16 protein-coding genes are annotated in these 15,298 nt (G+C 64.0%); 9 read left to right on the plus strand and 7 right to left on the minus strand.

Translation table 11 applies throughout. From position 1 onward, the window contains the following. Positions 1 to 4: 4 nt before the first annotated feature. Genes kduI through AC4NN3_RS15240 form a run of 3 tightly spaced genes read left to right on the plus strand, consistent with a single transcriptional unit; the run spans position 5 to position 1,948 of the window. Positions 5 to 847: a 5-dehydro-4-deoxy-D-glucuronate isomerase gene (gene kduI, locus AC4NN3_RS15230; protein ID WP_491927940.1), complete on the plus strand. Its 843-nt coding sequence runs from the start codon at positions 5 to 7 to the stop codon at positions 845 to 847. Further along, positions 844 to 1,608, plus strand: a complete 765-nt coding sequence (gene kduD, locus AC4NN3_RS15235) for a 2-dehydro-3-deoxy-D-gluconate 5-dehydrogenase KduD (RefSeq protein ID WP_491927941.1) — start codon at positions 844 to 846, stop codon at positions 1,606 to 1,608. The genes kduI and kduD overlap by 4 nt, the downstream gene beginning before the upstream one ends. A 4-nt stretch (positions 1,609 to 1,612) precedes the next feature. Further along, entirely contained in the window at positions 1,613 to 1,948 is a 336-nt protein-coding gene (locus AC4NN3_RS15240) for a cupin domain-containing protein (RefSeq protein WP_491927942.1), read from the plus strand. A gap of 179 nt (positions 1,949 to 2,127) precedes the next feature. On the opposite strand, the gene AC4NN3_RS15245 is transcribed toward AC4NN3_RS15240, so the two are convergent. Further along, positions 2,128 to 2,748: a hypothetical protein gene (locus AC4NN3_RS15245; RefSeq protein ID WP_491927943.1), complete on the minus strand. Its 621-nt coding sequence runs from the start codon at positions 2,746 to 2,748 to the stop codon at positions 2,128 to 2,130. A gap of 80 nt (positions 2,749 to 2,828) precedes the next feature. Between AC4NN3_RS15245 and AC4NN3_RS15250 the strand changes: the two genes are divergently transcribed. From AC4NN3_RS15250 to AC4NN3_RS15270, 5 genes are all read left to right on the plus strand, one after another. Further along, entirely contained in the window at positions 2,829 to 3,443 is a 615-nt protein-coding gene (locus AC4NN3_RS15250; RefSeq protein ID WP_491927944.1) for a trimeric intracellular cation channel family protein, read from the plus strand. Continuing rightward, positions 3,440 to 3,787, plus strand: coding sequence for a DUF4326 domain-containing protein (locus AC4NN3_RS15255; RefSeq protein WP_491927945.1), 348 nt, complete (start codon positions 3,440 to 3,442; stop codon positions 3,785 to 3,787). Before AC4NN3_RS15250 ends, AC4NN3_RS15255 begins: the two co-directional genes overlap by 4 nt. Before the next feature lie 58 nt (positions 3,788 to 3,845). After that, a complete protein-coding gene (uxuA, locus tag AC4NN3_RS15260; protein WP_491927946.1) occupies positions 3,846 to 5,051 on the plus strand; it encodes a mannonate dehydratase in 1,206 nt (401 codons plus the stop codon). A 102-nt stretch (positions 5,052 to 5,153) separates the two neighbouring features. Then, positions 5,154 to 7,049, plus strand: a complete 1,896-nt coding sequence (locus AC4NN3_RS15265) for an ATP-binding response regulator (protein WP_491927947.1) — start codon at positions 5,154 to 5,156, stop codon at positions 7,047 to 7,049. A 3-nt stretch (positions 7,050 to 7,052) separates the two neighbouring features. After that, entirely contained in the window at positions 7,053 to 7,448 is a 396-nt protein-coding gene (locus AC4NN3_RS15270; protein WP_491927948.1) for a response regulator, read from the plus strand. A 37-nt stretch (positions 7,449 to 7,485) separates the two neighbouring features. Here AC4NN3_RS15270 and AC4NN3_RS15275 read toward each other — a convergent pair whose 3' ends face one another. Further along, positions 7,486 to 8,847 carry an aminotransferase class I/II-fold pyridoxal phosphate-dependent enzyme gene (locus tag AC4NN3_RS15275; RefSeq protein WP_491927949.1) on the minus strand — a complete coding sequence of 454 codons (1,362 nt, stop codon included), beginning with the start codon at positions 8,845 to 8,847 and terminating at the stop codon, positions 7,486 to 7,488. Between the two features lie 205 nt (positions 8,848 to 9,052). Between AC4NN3_RS15275 and AC4NN3_RS15280 the strand changes: the two genes are divergently transcribed. Continuing rightward, positions 9,053 to 11,452 (plus strand): putative bifunctional diguanylate cyclase/phosphodiesterase, encoded by a 2,400-nt coding sequence (locus AC4NN3_RS15280; protein WP_491927950.1) that lies wholly within the window; start codon positions 9,053 to 9,055, stop codon positions 11,450 to 11,452. Position 11,453: 1 nt separating this feature from the next. Here AC4NN3_RS15280 and AC4NN3_RS15285 read toward each other — a convergent pair whose 3' ends face one another. From AC4NN3_RS15285 to AC4NN3_RS15305, 5 genes are all read right to left on the minus strand, one after another. Continuing rightward, positions 11,454 to 12,596: a succinylglutamate desuccinylase/aspartoacylase family protein gene (locus AC4NN3_RS15285; protein WP_491927951.1), complete on the minus strand. Its 1,143-nt coding sequence runs from the start codon at positions 12,594 to 12,596 to the stop codon at positions 11,454 to 11,456. 9 nt (positions 12,597 to 12,605) lie between these two features. After that, positions 12,606 to 12,896, minus strand: a complete 291-nt coding sequence (locus AC4NN3_RS15290; protein ID WP_491927952.1) for an MTH1187 family thiamine-binding protein — start codon at positions 12,894 to 12,896, stop codon at positions 12,606 to 12,608. A gap of 7 nt (positions 12,897 to 12,903) precedes the next feature. Further along, the gene (locus AC4NN3_RS15295) at positions 12,904 to 13,638 is read right to left on the minus strand and encodes an ABC transporter permease (RefSeq protein WP_491927953.1); all 735 of its coding nucleotides are present in this window, start codon (positions 13,636 to 13,638) and stop codon (positions 12,904 to 12,906) included. Further along, complete coding sequence (locus tag AC4NN3_RS15300; RefSeq protein WP_491927954.1) at positions 13,638 to 14,447, minus strand: ABC transporter permease subunit; 810 nt, start codon at positions 14,445 to 14,447, stop codon at positions 13,638 to 13,640. Before AC4NN3_RS15300 ends, AC4NN3_RS15295 begins: the two co-directional genes overlap by 1 nt. 84 nt (positions 14,448 to 14,531) lie before the next feature. Then, positions 14,532 to 15,284 (minus strand): transporter substrate-binding domain-containing protein, encoded by a 753-nt coding sequence (locus tag AC4NN3_RS15305; RefSeq protein WP_491927955.1) that lies wholly within the window; start codon positions 15,282 to 15,284, stop codon positions 14,532 to 14,534. Positions 15,285 to 15,298: the final 14 nt, after the last annotated feature.

The following is a 15,298-nucleotide window of genomic DNA, read 5'->3' on the forward strand; positions in this document are numbered from 1 at the left end:
AAGCATGAGCACCGATTTCGACATCCGTTTCGCCATTGATCCGGTGAGCGCGAGCACGATGAATACGGCCGAGCTGCGCGAGCATTTCCTGATCGAGGAACTGTTCACCCTGGGCGGGGTGAACTGGACCTATACCCATTATGACCGCATGGCGGTGGGCGGGGCGATGCCGGGCGCCAAGCCGCTGGTGCTCGAGGCGATCAAGCCGACCGGGACAGCCAATTTTCTCGACCGGCGCGAACTGATCGCGGCCAATATCGGCGGGCCGGGCACGATCACGGTGGATGGTGTCGCCCATGATGTGGGTAGCAAGGACATGCTCTATGTCGGCATGGGCAATGTCGCGGTGACGTTCGCCTCAGCCGACGCCGGCACGCCGGCCAAGTTTTACCTGCTGAGCGCGCCAGCCCATGCCAGCCATCCGACCAAGCTGATCCGCCAGGGGGACGCCAAGAGGCTCGACCTGGGTAGCCAGGAGGCGGCCAACGAGCGGAGCATCTTCCAGTTCGTCAATGCCGACAGCGTCCAGACCTGCCAACTGGTGGTGGGGCTGACCAGCTTTGCGCCCGGCTCGGTGTGGAACACCATGCCGGCCCATGTGCATGACCGGCGCATGGAAGCCTATCTCTATTTCGAGCTCGATCCGGCAGCCCTCGTGGTGCACCTGATGGGTGAGCCCGACGAAACCCGCCATTTGATCGTGCGCAACGAACAGGCCGTGATCTCGCCGCCCTGGTCGATCCATGCCGGCGCCGGCACGGGGTCCTATACGTTCATCTGGGCGATGGCGGGCGACAATGTCGACTATACCGATGTCGAAAAGATCGGCATGGACGAATTGCTGTGAGCGATCTGTCGGCGTTCAGCCTCGAGGGCAAGACGGTGCTGGTGACCGGCGCCAATACCGGCATCGGGCAGGGCATCGCCCTCTCGATCGGCCGGGCCGGGGGCAGGGTGATCGGCGTCGGACGCTCGGGCATGGAGGAGACGGCGGGGCTGATGGCCGAGATCGGCGCATCGTTCGTGGCGATCAAGGCCGATCTGGGCTCGACCGCCGCGGCGCAGGCCATGTTCGACTCGGCCTGGGAGCAGCATGGCCCGATTGATGGGCTCGTCAACAATGCCGGCATCATCAAGCGCGCCGATGCGGTGGACTTCACCGAGGCCGATTGGGATGCGGTGATGGACATCAACCTCAAGTCGATGTTCTTCCTGTGCCAGGCCATGGGCAGGAAGGCGCTGGCGGCGGGGCGGCCTGCGAGAGTTGTCAACATTTCCTCGATGCTGAGTTTTCAGGGCGGCATCAGGGTTGCCAGTTACACCGCGTCCAAGAGCGGCGTGCTGGGGATCACAAGGGTTTTGGCCAATGAGTGGGCAGCCAGGGGGATCAACGTCAACTCGATAGCTCCCGGCTACATCGAAACCAACAATACCGAGGCGCTGCGGGCCGATCCGGACCGCTCGGCCTCCATTCTTGGGCGCATTCCGGCGGGTCGCTGGGGCGTGCCTTCCGACATTGGCGATGCGGCGGTGTTCCTGCTGTCGCGCGCCTCAAACTACATGCATGGCGCGGTCATCCCGGTGGATGGCGGCTGGCTGGCGAGGTGATTTGATGAGCGAACAGAAACTCTTTGCGCAGGCTAATGACGGCGACGTCACGGTGCTGGCGCCCGGCAATACACGGCGGGTGCTGATCCACACGCCCGAACTGATGCAGGTGGAATTCGGCTTCGACAAGGGTGCCGTCGGCGCGCTGCACAGCCATCCGCATGTCCAGGTGAGCTATGTGGTCGAGGGAAGCTTCGAGGTGACCATTGGCGGGGTGACCGAGACCGTGGGGACCGGCGGCAGCTTTATCGTACCCTCGGGCCTGGTGCATGGCGTGCTGGCGCTGGAAAAGGGGCGGCTGATCGATGTGTTCACGCCGCTGCGGGCGGACTTTTTGTAGCAGATTGCCGGGTCAGGTGGTTCCTCTCCCGTTCACGGGAGAGGAGGACCACGCGGAGCGTGGTGGAGAGGGGCGCCACACGCGCAGGGGTTGTCCGAGGCCTTGCGCAAGCGGCTCCCCCTCCACCGCCTGACGGCGGTCCCCCTCCCCCGCAGGCGGGGGAGGAAAGGGGGCAGCGCCTAGCCGATCTCCGCCAGCATTGCGGCGTAGGCGGGTTCGTGGCGACCGGTGGTGTTCTCCCTGCCAGGCGCGGTCAGCAGGCCGCGGCGCGGTGGAATATAGCTGGAGATGCGGCGTTTGGGGCTTTCGGACCAGGTCAGGTTGAAGGCGGCGAGGCGAGGGAAGAACTCCATTTCCGAATAGGGCAGGGCATCGTGGACCCACCAGGCCATGGCTTCCCAGTCATCGGTGCGCTCGTAATAGGGCACGAAGGCGTTGACGACGATGCAGGCCGTGGCGCCCATGCGGCCCTCGGCATCGCGGCGGTCCCAGATGTGGCCGGCATAGTTGGCTTCGTTGCTGGCGCAGTTGAGCTTGTGGATATTGCCGAACTGGTTGACGGCGCAGGAGCGGAAGGCCGAGCGGATGGAAATCCGACCAAAGTGCGCCTGCAGCGGCTCCAGCAGGTTTTGACAGAGCGCGGTGCCGGCGGCGATGGCGAGGTCGGGATCGTCGGGGATATTGGGCAGGCCATGAAGGGCGGCGATCTCGGAATAGAGGAAATCGCGCATAAAGAAGCTGGGCGAGAGGCGAACACGGCCGAGGTCTTCGAGAGCTTTTACACTTTGAGGCTTACGCATGCTGGGCTCCGGCGCTGGAGCAGGGCATGGTGGGCGCCGTTGCGGTGGACCGCAACCCGGTTTTAACGGGAAGGAATGGCATGCTGATTGTCATCTTTTACATCGCCATCACGGTCGAGGCGATGACGGCCGCGCTGGCGGCGGGGCGCCGACGGATGGACTGGTTCGGAGTCTGCGTGCTGGCCTGCGTGACGGCTTTGGGCGGGGGCTCGGCGCGCGATATCATTCTGGGGCATTATCCGCTGACCTGGGTGGCCAATCCGTGGCTGCTGCTGCTGGCCTGTGGCGCGGCGCTGTTCACCATCGTGATTGCCCGGGTGGTGCACCGATTGCGCTGGCCCTTCCTGCTGCTCGATGCGCTGGGGCTGGTGGTGTTTTCGATCATCGGCTGCAATGTGGCCATCGAAATGGGACAGCACCCGGTCATCGTCATCGTGGCGGGCATGCTGACGGGCATTGTCGGCGGCATCCTGCGCGACGTGCTGTGCAATGACATCCCGCTGGTGTTCAGCGGCGAGCTCTATGCCACGGTGTCGGCGGTAACCGGGATCCTCTATTTTGGCGGGCTGACGCTGGGCTGGCCGCAGGAACTGGTGATTATCGGGTCGATGGCGGTGGGGTTCGGGCTGCGGGTGGCCGCCATCGTGTTCAAATGGGAGATGCCGCGCTTTGTCTATGACAAGGATCTGCGATGAGGCCGCAGCGCATCGTGCTGTCGCGCAAGGCGGGGTTTGACCTGCAGGCCGTGTCGCAGGCGCTCAACGGCCTGCCGGCGCAGTCGGTGGCCCGGCCGGGCCCTTGGGGCAATCCCTTCAGCATTGCCGGTGTGGTGGCCGAAACCGGGCTCGATCACGACGCGGCCCAGGCCGAGGCGGTGTCGCGCCATGCACGCTGGCTGGCGGGAGACCTACCGGGCGACAGGCCGCCACCAAATCAATCAGCGATCAAGGCGGCGCTGGGGGGCAAGAACCTGGCCTGCTGGTGCCGGGCCGGAACGCCCTGCCATGTAGACACGCTGCTGGCATTAGCCAACAAATAGACTTCTCTGCCGCGTCCGCATGTGGCAAGGCACTACCATACAAGAACGGAGCGATATCTTGCGACAGACGTGGCGGTGGTTCGGACCCAAGGACCTGTGCAGCATCGACGACATTACCCAGGTGGGCGCCGAAGGCGTGGTTAGTGCGCTGCATCACGTGCCCAATGGGGTGGTCTGGACACCAGAGGAGATCGCCAGGCGTCATTCCGAGATCGCCACGCGCAAGGATGGTTCACCCTCGGGACTGACCTGGGACGTGGTCGAGAGCCTGCCGGTGTCGGAAGATATCAAGAAGCAGAAGAACGACTGGCGCGAGCACATCGCCAATTACAAGATTTCGATGCAGAACCTGGCGAACAGCGGCATGGAGGTGATCTGCTACAACTTCATGCCGGTGCTGGACTGGACGCGCACCGACCTGCGCTGGGGCGTGCCCAATGGCGGCTCGTGCATGCGGTTCGACATCAATGATTTCGCCGCCTTCGACATCCATATCCTGCAGCGCGACGGGGCCGGCGCCGACTATTCCAACGCCATTGCCGACGAGGCGGGCCGCCGCGCGGCGGCGCTGGACGAGGATGGCAAGAAGCAGCTGGCGCGCAATGTGACCATGGGGCTGCCGGGATCTACCGAATCCATGTCGCTCGACGATGTGCGGGCGCATCTGGCCGAATATGCCGGGATCAGCCGCGAGCGGCTGCAGGCCAATTTCGTCGATTTCCTCGCGGAAGTCATTCCGCTGGCCGAGGATCTGGGGCTGCGCTTCTGCTGCCATCCGGACGATCCGCCGTTCGCGCTGCTGGGCCTGCCGCGGGTGATGTCGACCGAGGCCGACTACAATTACATCCTGGATGCGGTCGACAGCCCGGCCAACGGCATGACGCTGTGTTCGGGTTCGCTCGGCGCGCGGCCGGACAATGACCTGCCCGGCATGATGGAGCGGCTGGGCGACAAGGTGCATTTCCTGCACCTGCGCAACGTCAAGCGCGACAATGACGACATTGTCGGCTCGTTCTACGAGGCCGAGCACCTGGCGGGGGATACCGACATGGTGGCGCTGATCGCAGCAGTATTGCGGGAGGAAAGCAGGCGCCGCGCCGCCGGCCGTCCTGATCACTCCATTCCCATGCGTCCCGACCATGGCCAGGACATTCTGGACGACCTCGGACGGCGGTCCCAGCCGGGCTATCCGACGATCGGGCGGATGAAGGGATTGGCCGAATTGCGCGGTGTGATGACGGCTCTGGCGCACCAGCAGCGCTGACACCGGCACCAATTTGCCCGGATCGTTCGAGGATCCGGGCAATAGTTTACGACTTCTCAAAGGGTTGCGCGCAGTCTGGGAGCATCTTCGGCGAGGCGCAACGTGATTACACTGACGGCATTCCAGAGGGTGGTGGACTGGTTCATTCCGCCGCACATGGCGCATGACCTGCACACGCGCAAGCGCGTGCAGATGTTCATCATCAGCCATATCTTCGGGCCGATCATTGCCTCACCCATCCCGCTGTTCCTGTGGTTTGCCGACCCCCATCCCTGGCCGCATGTGGCGATCCTGGCCGCTTCGATCTATGGTTTCTGGCCGTTTCTGGCGCTGGTGAAGCTGTTCGGGCGCTTTTATACGCCCCTGGCCATGGCTTCGGTGCTGAACCTGACGTTCTGTATCCTGTGGGGTACCTACAATTATGGGGGCACCAGTTCGCCGTTCCTGGTGTGGTTCGTGCTGACGCCGCTGCTGGCCTTCATGTATCTGGGCGCGGCCTGGACCGCGCGCATCTTCGTGCTGGCCCAGATCACGCTGGGCCTGGCGCTGATGTATGGCATCTATCTCTACGGCGATTTCCCGCAATATATTCCCGTAGCCGACATGGCCCTGGCGGGCGTGCTGTCGGCGCTGGGCGCCAATATTTATGTGTTCATGATGGCGGCTTATTACTCGAGCGTGGTGGACAGCCAGTCCGAGCTGATCAAGGAAATCGATAGGCACCAGTATACGCTCAAGGCGCTGACCAGCGCCAAGGACGATGCCGAGCGGGCCAATGGGGCCAAGTCCGACTTCTTGGCCAAGATGAGCCACGAGTTGCGGACGCCGCTCAACGCGGTGCTGGGCTATTCGGAAATCCTGCTCGAAGATGCCGAGCTGGATGGGCGGGGCGAGCAGATCGCGGATCTGCAGAAGATCAGCGCGGCGGGCAAACACCTGCTGGCCATGGTCAACGATATTCTCGACATTTCCAAGATCGAGGCAGGAAAGATGGCCCTGCATATCGAGACTGTCGACCTGGATCGGCTGATCGACGATGTCGAGTCGACGGCACGTCCCCTGGCCGCCAAGAACACCAACAATTTCGTGGTCGAGCGCGGGCCTAATCTCGGCACGATGCGGGCCGATGCGACAAAGGTGCGCCAGACGGTGTTCAACCTGTTGTCGAACGCGGCCAAGTTTACCCAGAACGGCACGATCACGCTGGCCGTCAGCCGGGACGAGGGGTGGCTGGAAATTGCCGTGGTGGACACCGGCATCGGCATTTCGCGGGAGCAGCAGCAGGCGCTGTTTTCCAACTTCACCCAGGCCAGTGCCAAGATCACGGCCGTCTATGGCGGCACCGGGCTTGGCCTGGCGCTGAGCCAGAATCTGTGCCGCTTGATGGGCGGGGAAATCGAGGTCGAGAGCGAGATCGGCAAGGGCAGCCGCTTCACCATCCGCCTGCCGGCCCAAATCGAAAAGGCTGCCCAGCCGCCGGAGCAGGCGCTGTTTGGGGTATCGCGCGGGCGGGATGAAGCCGATTTCGCCAGCGAGTCCGAGGAGGGTCAGCAGCACAGGGAGGGCTATGCCGGGCTTAGCGGGCATCTGCTGGACCACAACAAGCGCGAGCGGCTGCTGGTGGTCGATGACGACCGCAATTTCCTCGAGCTGGCCGAGCGCCTGCTGATCCGCGAGAACTACACGCCGATCTGTTCGGATGCGCCCCAGTCAGCGCTGCAGATCGCGCGAACGGTCAAGCCGGCGGCGATTTTCCTCGATATCCTGATGCCCGGCTTCGATGGCTGGGACGTGTTGGCGGCCCTGCGGGCCGATCCGATCACCGCCGATATTCCGGTCTTCATGATTTCAATCCTGGCCGAGCGCAGCAAGGCGTTGGCGGCCGGGGCCGACGGCATCGTAATGAAGCCGCTCGATGCGTCAAAGGTAAAGGCGGCGCTGGCGGCGCTCAAGTCGGTGCGCGGGCAGCGCAAGGCCGCCAATGTTCAGATTGGATAGATAATGGCCCTGGTCCTGATTGTTGAAGACAACCCGATCAACCGCGATGTGCTGGGACGCCGGCTGGAGCGCAGAGGGTTCTCGATCCGGTTTGCCGAAGACGGGCCCAGCGGCATTGCGGCGGCCAGGTCGCTGATGCCGGACGTCATCCTGATGGATATCGGGCTGGGCGAGATGGATGGGTGCGAGGCGACGCGCCGAATCCGGTCGGATCCCGAGACGGCGGCGCTGCCCATCATTGCCCTGACGGCCAGCGCCTTTGAATCCGATCGTGCCAAGGCGCTGGCGGCAGGCTGCATCGACTTTGATACCAAGCCGGTGGACCTGCCGCGCCTGCTGGGCAAGATGGCGGCCGTGCTGGGTCCCAAGATGCCCGCTGCTGCCCTGGCCCAGATTTAGCGCACCGCAACAGGAGAAGGGCGGCCGCCTGCTCAGGTCAGACGACTTCAGGAGTGGCGGCAGAGATCGGGCGAGCCGGGTCCTGCGCCCCTTCGTGACCGAGGCGATATTCGAGGTCGGCATCGCGCATGGCCTTGGCCAGGATCTGGACGACCTGATCGATATCCTCATGGGTATGAGAGGCCATCACCTGGAAGCGGAAACGGGCCCCGCCCTGCGGTACGGCAGGGTACTCCACGAGATTGGCAATGCCGCCCAGCGCCATCAGGTGGCGGGAGGCATAGCGACCAACGCCTTCCAGGCCAAGCCGGACAGGCACGATGGGGGAGGGGTCGCCCAGCGTCTCCAGACCCGCGCTGGTCAGCTGGGCTCGCAAATAGAGGATGTTGTCCATCAGCTTGCGCCGCAGCGCGCGACCTTCCTCGGAGCGCACAATCGACAGGGCCGTCAGCACCGTGGCCGCCTGTACCGGCGAGAGGGCGTTGGAGAAGGTGTGGGTGGCGCTGTAATATTTGAGGTACTCCGCCGCCGCCCTGGTCTTGACGGCGATGAAGCCGCCATTGGAGGCGAAGGTCTTGGAGAAGCTGCCGATGATGATGTCGGCGTGATCGAGGGCGTTCTGCAGGCCCAGATGCCCCAGGCCATCGTCGCCGACCGAGCCCAGATCATGGGCGCAATCAACCAGCAGGGTGGCGTTGAACTGGTCGCACAGGGCCCGCATGGCCGCCAGGTCGGGCGTATCGGAGTGCATGGAGAACAGGCTCTCGGTCACGACCAGAATGCCATTGTCCGGATCATCGGCTCGAATGCGCTCCAGCTTGCGCGTCATGGCGTCCAGGTTGAGATGGCCGTGATAGTGGATGTGCTGCGTGGCGGCCTTGGCACCCTCCTGCAGACAGGAATGGGCCAGGATGTCCATAACCACGTGGTCACTGGCGCGGACGAAGCCCTGGACCGAGCCATAGCCGGCAGCCCAGCCGGTGGGGTAGAGCACGATCTGACGGCCACCCAAGAAAGACGACAGGCTCTCTTCGAGCAGCAGCGAGTTGGCGGTATTGCCGAGCAGGGCAGCGGAGCCGGCGCTGTGCACGCCATATTTGTTGATCGCGTCGATGGCGGCCTGCTTGATGGCGGGATGGGACGACAGGCTCAGATAATCCTGGCTGGCAAAGTTGATGCCCGAAAAGGCGTCGCCGGAATCGCTCCTGGCTTCGCAGCGGGCCGTCGGGGCGCTTGAGGTGGAGCGGGCATAGGGCCACAGATCGTGTTCCCGGCGCAAATTCTGCCAGGTGTAGAAGTCGGCAACCCGGGCCGTCAGATCGGCACCGGCAGGGGAACGGAAATCACGTAGACTCCCGGCCAGGGCGGCCTCGGGAACGGGCTTGTAGGGTGCACTCATTGAAGCTCTCCAAGGCTGGACGTCTTCCGTCTTTACAACGAAGCTACGGGAGCGGCTCGAAAATCGACGTCCCTGGCGGACATTATCGCGGGAGAGCCCAACTTACTCAAACTTTACCTTAATGATTGGTAACCGAGGCGAGATTGCCTTGCAAAGCAAGGCCGGAGAAAACGCAAAATTAAGCGCTGCCGACCATTGTGCCCGCATGAGCAACAGCACAAAAGTCGGCCTGCTTTCGTCGATCAACGGCTTCGTCGACCGCGCCATCGGGGCCGACGGACTGTCGCCGGCCGTGCGGCGGAAGCTGTTGCGCCAGCAATTGGGTTCGGTGCGCCAGATGATGCCTGCCCTGCTGGCGGCTATGGTGGTGGTATCGGTCGTGCTGCTGGTGATGTCCTGGGGCAATGCGCGATTCTGGCCGCTGGCGGTGACCATCGGGGTCATCAATGCGCTGCAGCTGCACGCCACCTATCTGGCCTGGCGGAATGCCCGGCGCGAGAGCGACCCCAGAGCCCCAAAAGCCGTCGGTCGCACGGTCATCTATGCGCTGCTGCTCGGATTGCTGTGGAGCGTGGTTTTCAACCTGTTGCCGCTCGAGCTGAATGCCACCATGCGGGGCGCGGCCACGATCTGCGCGGGGGGGCTGCTGTGCATCTCTATGATGGCGCTGGTGCATTACCCTCAGGCACTGGCCGCCTTCACGATTCCGCTGATCGCAGGCGTGCTGGGCACGGCCATCGCGCCGGGCTCAACGTCCAACCTGTGGGTGGAAATCGTGCTGCTGATGGCGTTCACCTCGGTCATGGTGGGAATCACCTTCAAGCATGCAGCCGCCTTTGTAGCGCATCGGGCTTCGGAAATGCTGCTCGAAGAGCGGGGAGAGATCATCGAACTGCTGCTGGGCGAGTTCGAGCACAGCACGTCCGACTGGATCTGGGGTTCTGACGCGGACGGGTCGATCAACCGCATTTCCCGCGGTTTCACCGCTGCGACGGGACTGAGCGAGGATGACCTGGTTGGTGCTGATTTCGTGCATTTCATGCAATGCGTCACGCCCGCCGATGACCCGCTGATGGCGCATCTGGAAAGCGACATTGCAGCGCGCAACACCTTTCAGGATGTCGAGCTGCGCGTGTCGGCGGCCGGCGTGGACTGCTGGTGGAGCCTGACCGGCAAGCCGGCCTTCGACGATGTCGGCCGCTATCTGGGCTATATCGGTACGGGTTCAGATATTACCCAGCGCAAGCTGGCCGAGCGCCGCATTACCACGCTGGCCCATCATGACTCAATGACTGGGCTGCTGAACCGAAACAAGTTCACCGAACAGCTCAATAGCTGTGTGGCGAGACTGGAGCGCTATGGCACACCGTTCGCCATGATGTTTCTGGACCTCGACCAATTCAAGACAGTCAATGACAGCCGTGGACATATGGCGGGGGATCGCCTGCTGGTGCAGGTGGCGCAGCGCATTAGCGAGCGGGTGCGCGAGCCTGACCTGGCCGCCCGGCTGGGCGGCGATGAGTTCGCCATCCTGCTGCCCAATACCGGCGACGCCGACAGTGTCGGCCGGCTGGCCGAGACCCTCATCGCCGATATCAGGCGCCCCTACACCATAGATGGCCACCTGGTGAATATCGCGGTGAGCATCGGGGTGGCAATGGCGCCGCTCAATGGCACGCAGCCCGACGAAATCCTGCGAAATGCCGATCTGGCCTTGTACCGCGCCAAGGCGGACGGGCGCAGTACCTATCGCTTCTTTGAGAGCCAGATGGACAGCGAGGCACGCGAGCGACGCCTGCTGGAAGTGGAACTGCGCGATGCCGTGGCCAAAGGGCAGCTGGCGCTGCACTATCAGCCGGTGGTCGCCACCGAAGATGAGCGGCCGGTCGGCTTCGAGGCCCTGATCCGCTGGAACCATCCCGGTCGTGGACTGGTCCCCCCTGCCATTTTCATTCCCGTCGCCGAACTGTCGAGCCTGATTGCCGATATTGGCGACTGGACGATCGAGCAGGCCTGCATGACGGCAGCCAGCTGGCCGGAGCACCTGACTGTGGCGGTCAACCTTTCGGCCAAGCATTTCCGGCTCTCCGACATCGCGCTGGTCGTGCAGAAGGCACTGGCCATGTCGGGCCTGGCGCCGCACCGGCTGGAACTCGAAATCACCGAGAACCTGCTGATGGAGAACCCCGAAGAAGTGGTGCCGCGGTTGGCCGAACTGCGCCAGCTGGGGGTGACGATCGCCATGGACGATTTCGGCACGGGCTATTCCAGCCTGAGCTACCTGCTGAAGTTTCCCTTTGACCGGATCAAGATCGATCGTTCATTCGTGCATGCCTCGGGCGAGGATGAGGTAGCGCGCGAAACGCTCAGGGCCATCGCCTCGCTGGGGCGAACGCTGAAGCTCAAGATCACTGCCGAAGGGGTCGAGACCCGGGAACAGGCGGACTTTTTGGCCGCCATCGCCTGTCACCAGTTGCAGGGCTATTATTTCGGGCGGCCGCTGGATCCGCCCGCCCTGGCGCAGTACCTGATGATCCGCTTTGCGGACCGTGCCGTGGCGCTCAAGGCCGAGGTCGAGCAGCAGCTGGCGGCGATCGCCAGCTAGACTAGTCTTCCAGCAGATAGGCGCCGGCGCGGCCGGGCAGGATGGCCGTGCCGACAAGCTTGGCGATGCTGGCGCCGCGCCGGACATATTTGCCGCTGACCCGGGACAGTACGAAACCATCGGTTCCAGCCAGTATGGGGTGGCGGGCCATGAAGGCCTCCGGGCCATCCATGGCAATGAGGTCGGCGATGGGCTGGCCCTTGCTGACGCGCTCGCCCAGCTGGACATGATAGGCCAGAAGGCCGGGGGCATCGGTGCGCAGCACTTCGGTGGCCTCGAACGGGGTTGGACCGGGCGCCGGCCGGGGCCTGGCGCCAGGCTCGGCCTGGATAAGGCCACGACCGGCGAAAAAGCCGAACAGCCCCGCCGCATCTTCCTGGCCTAGATGATCGAAACTGTCGGCCCGGCCGCGATATTCCAGCGTGGCGGTTTCGGCCGCCGGCGGGATGGGGTGGCCAGGGTTGGCCAGCTGCGCCTTGCGGAACAGTGCGGGCAGCACTTCGTCAAAGGAGCCGCCGCCGCTGTCTTCTGCAGTCAGCGTGGCGGCCACGCCCATCCAGTCGGCCAGGTCCTGCAGGCCGGGCATCAGCTCGGGGGAGGTGAAGATGTGTTTGAGACTGTCATCATCGCAGTGCAGGTCGAGCACGATGTCGGATGCGGCGGCCGATCTGAGCACCAGCAGGCGGAGATGCTGGATAGCCGAGCCGGGCTGCTGGCTGTCGATCCAGTCGATGACGGCGGCGCGGATGGTGGCGATGTTGGCCCGTGGATCAGAGCCGAGCCTGCCGGCCAGGACGGGGGCGATCAGGGGGTAGAGGTCGGGCCAGCGGCGGTTGTAGTTGACCCCGGTTTGCAGGTCGTAGCGGCCGATATGGTGGCGCAGTGTCGTGGTGGCCAGGCCCAGCGGATTGACCGAAGGGAAGATGGTGAAGCGGGCGGTGAGCTGGCCGGCTGCATCGGCGTCGCGCAGGCGCGGCAGCAGATGATGCAGGGCCATGGTGCCGGGCTGCTCGTCGGCATGCAGCGCCGCCTGGAGGTGCACGCGGGTGGGTGCGGTCTCGGGCCCGGCCGTGTACCAGGAGAGCGTGCTAGTCGCGCCGGGGCTGTCGCCGGGCAGCGTGGTCTGGTGCAGTTCAAAGGCCATGGTTGATCTCTATTGGTCGAGGCTGGCGAGCTTGTCGGCCATGCTCTGGGGTTTGTCGGTGCGGGTGGAGAAGGCCATGGTGCAGAAGACCCGCTCGACACCCATTGCCGTCAGCCGGGCGCAGCAGGCTTCGACCAGGGTGGTGACGTCGGCCATCTCGCCTTCGATATTGGTGCCATTGGCGTGCATGACATGGGTCAGGCCCGAGGCCTCGATGATGCGGCGGATTTCGCGCACATAGGCCGAAACCGAGGGCCCCACGCCCATGGGGACAATGCACAGATCGGCGATGATCTTCATGGTGTTCCTATCGCATCCATTTGGGGGCAAAGCGCATGCCCGGCGCCGCCGGCATGTGGCGCATCAGCCGGCGATAGACCAGGCCGCAGAGAAAGAACACCACCAGCGACACCGCCAGGAAATACAGCGCGGCGACGGAGAAATGCAGGAAGGCATTGTAGTCGCGCTCGAACAATTCCTTGGCGGTGATCATGACGTCCTTTTGCTGGCCGATGACGGGCAAGGCGAAATAGACGATGGCCGTGGCATGGAACAGGAACACGACTTCATTGGTATAGGCGGGCCAGGCCAGGCGGATCAGGTTGGGCCAGACCACCTGGCGGAACTGCTGGGTGCGGCTCATGCCATAGGCGCGGGCGGCCTCGATCTCGCCACGCGGCACGGCGCGCAGGGCGCCGTAGAAGATATCGGCGGTGTAGGCGGCCGTGTTGAGCACCAGCACGAGCGGGCCGATGAACAGCGGATGCAGCACGAACCAGGAGATGTCGAGCGGCTTCCACAGGCTGATGTTGAACGAGAGGGCCAGCGAATAGATCATGAAGAACTGGATGAACAGCGGGGAGCCGCGGAAGGCGTAGATGTAGCCGCGGCTGAGGCGGGACAGCAGCGGATTGGCGGAATTCTTGCCCAGGGCCAGGAAGATGGCCATGACGAAGCCGAGCGGGATCGACGCTGCGGCAAAGTAGATGTTGAAGACGATGGCCGGGGCGAAGAGCGCCAGTTCGCGCAGGAAGATGTCCATCAGCGGGCCTCGCTCAGAATGCCACGACCGGCACGCTGCATCAGGGCGCCAAAGGCCTTTTCCGAGAGCAGCGTGACGAGGATGTAGAAGACGAAGAGCACGAGGTAATAGCGCCAGCGCCAGTCATCGTGGACGAGGCCGACGGCGGAGAGATAGTTGGGGGCGCCGAGGCGATCGGCCCAGAGCACGATATCGGCGATCTGCAGCAGCGAGAGCAGCGAAGTTGCCTTGACCAGCAGCATCCAGACATTGGCAAGGCCGGGCAGGGCATAGACCCACATCTGGCGGATATGCACGCGCCACAGCACCTGGCGGGCGCTCATGCCATAGGCACGCGCGGCCTCCAGCTGGCCCTGGGGCACGGCGCGCATGGCGCCATGAATGACATTGGTGGCGAAGGCGCCATAGACCAGACCCAGCGAGACCGAGGCCAGCAGCAGATATTCCGGGGTGCCCAGGAACCAGTTGGCTTCCTTGCAGGGGGGCCAGGCAGCCGACTGGGCGGCAATGGTCTCGGGGGTACAGACCTGGCTGGCCATGAACCATTCGACCGCCTGCTCGAAGGCCAGCGGGAAGAACAGGAAGAACAGCACGTCGGGCACGCCGCGCACGATGGAGGAATAGGTGGAGCCGATGAGGCGCAGGGGGAAGAAGCGTGAATTCTTCAGGGTGGCGCCGGCCAGGCCGAAGATGACGGCCAGCGCGCCACCGACAACGGCGGCGAAAATGGTGAACTGGAAACTGGCATACCAGGTCAGGTGCTTGCCATTGGTGAGATAGCTCAGCCAGAAGGCGATGTCGTCGCTCATGGGCTGGTCCAAGCGGGCAAGAGGGATGGCATAGGCGGGCTTTCGGAAATGCCGGGGTGGGCGAACCCACCCCGACGGAGCGCATTATTCAGCGAAGTAGGGACCGCGGCCGTCGAACCACTGGGCGATCAGCTTGTCGACCGTGCCGTCCTGCTTGAGAGCGGTCAGCGCGTCGTCGAACTTGGTCTTGAGCTCGGCCTCGTCCTTGCGCAGGCCGGCACCGACGCCGTTGCCGATCATGACGTCCTCGCCGACGAATTCGAAGGCGCCATTGGAGGCGGCGACCACGGGCTCGAGATAGGCGCCATCAGCCAGGATGGTGTCGAGATTGCCGGCGCCCAGATCGGCCATGGCCTGATCGGCGGTGCCGAAGGAAACGACGGTATTGTTGGCGCCAAGGTTCTCTTCGGCATAGGCAGCCTGGATGGTGCCGCCCTGGACACCGACGCGCTTGCCTTCAAGGGCCGATGGGTCAATGCCGGCGCCGGCAGCGGCGATGAACAGCGACGGATCGGGCGGGAAATAGTTCTGGGTGAAGTCGATGGTCTCGAGGCGCTCGTCGGTGATCGACATGCCGGCCATGATCACGTCGTAGTTGCCGGCCAGCAGGTTGGGAATGATGGAATCCCAGTCATTGGTGATGACTTCGCAGGTGAGACCGGCCTGGGCACAGATGGCGGCGGCCAGATCGATCTCGAAACCGGCGGGCTTGCCGCTGTCGTCGAGGAAGTTCCAGGGGGCATAGGCGCCTTCAGTGGCGATGCGCACGGTTTCCTGAGCCTGGGCCGTGGTGCCCAGCGCGATCAGCGCTGCGGCGGCGAGAATGAGCTTCTTCATTACGATACTCCTTG

It is taken from the genome of Devosia sp. MDV22-iso42 (assembly GCF_058629155.1).

Bases quoted from the DNA above. Each gene is read 5' to 3' on its own strand.
- kduI (WP_491927940.1), top strand. From the start codon at position 5: ATGAGCACCGATTTCGACATCCGTTTCGCCATTGATCCGGTGAGCGCG.
- AC4NN3_RS15240 (WP_491927942.1), top strand. From the start codon at position 1,613: ATGAGCGAACAGAAACTCTTTGCGCAGGCTAATGACGGCGACGTCACG.
- AC4NN3_RS15245 (WP_491927943.1), bottom strand. From the start codon at position 2,748: ATGCGTAAGCCTCAAAGTGTAAAAGCTCTCGAAGACCTCGGCCGTGTT.
- AC4NN3_RS15250 (WP_491927944.1), top strand. From the start codon at position 2,829: ATGCTGATTGTCATCTTTTACATCGCCATCACGGTCGAGGCGATGACG.
- AC4NN3_RS15255 (WP_491927945.1), top strand. From the start codon at position 3,440: ATGAGGCCGCAGCGCATCGTGCTGTCGCGCAAGGCGGGGTTTGACCTG.
- AC4NN3_RS15270 (WP_491927948.1), top strand. From the start codon at position 7,053: ATGGCCCTGGTCCTGATTGTTGAAGACAACCCGATCAACCGCGATGTG.
- AC4NN3_RS15275 (WP_491927949.1), bottom strand. From the start codon at position 8,847: ATGAGTGCACCCTACAAGCCCGTTCCCGAGGCCGCCCTGGCCGGGAGT.
- AC4NN3_RS15280 (WP_491927950.1), top strand. From the start codon at position 9,053: ATGAGCAACAGCACAAAAGTCGGCCTGCTTTCGTCGATCAACGGCTTC.
- AC4NN3_RS15285 (WP_491927951.1), bottom strand. From the start codon at position 12,596: ATGGCCTTTGAACTGCACCAGACCACGCTGCCCGGCGACAGCCCCGGC.
- AC4NN3_RS15290 (WP_491927952.1), bottom strand. From the start codon at position 12,896: ATGAAGATCATCGCCGATCTGTGCATTGTCCCCATGGGCGTGGGGCCC.
- AC4NN3_RS15295 (WP_491927953.1), bottom strand. From the start codon at position 13,638: ATGGACATCTTCCTGCGCGAACTGGCGCTCTTCGCCCCGGCCATCGTC.
- AC4NN3_RS15300 (WP_491927954.1), bottom strand. From the start codon at position 14,447: ATGAGCGACGACATCGCCTTCTGGCTGAGCTATCTCACCAATGGCAAG.
- AC4NN3_RS15305 (WP_491927955.1), bottom strand. From the start codon at position 15,284: ATGAAGAAGCTCATTCTCGCCGCCGCAGCGCTGATCGCGCTGGGCACC.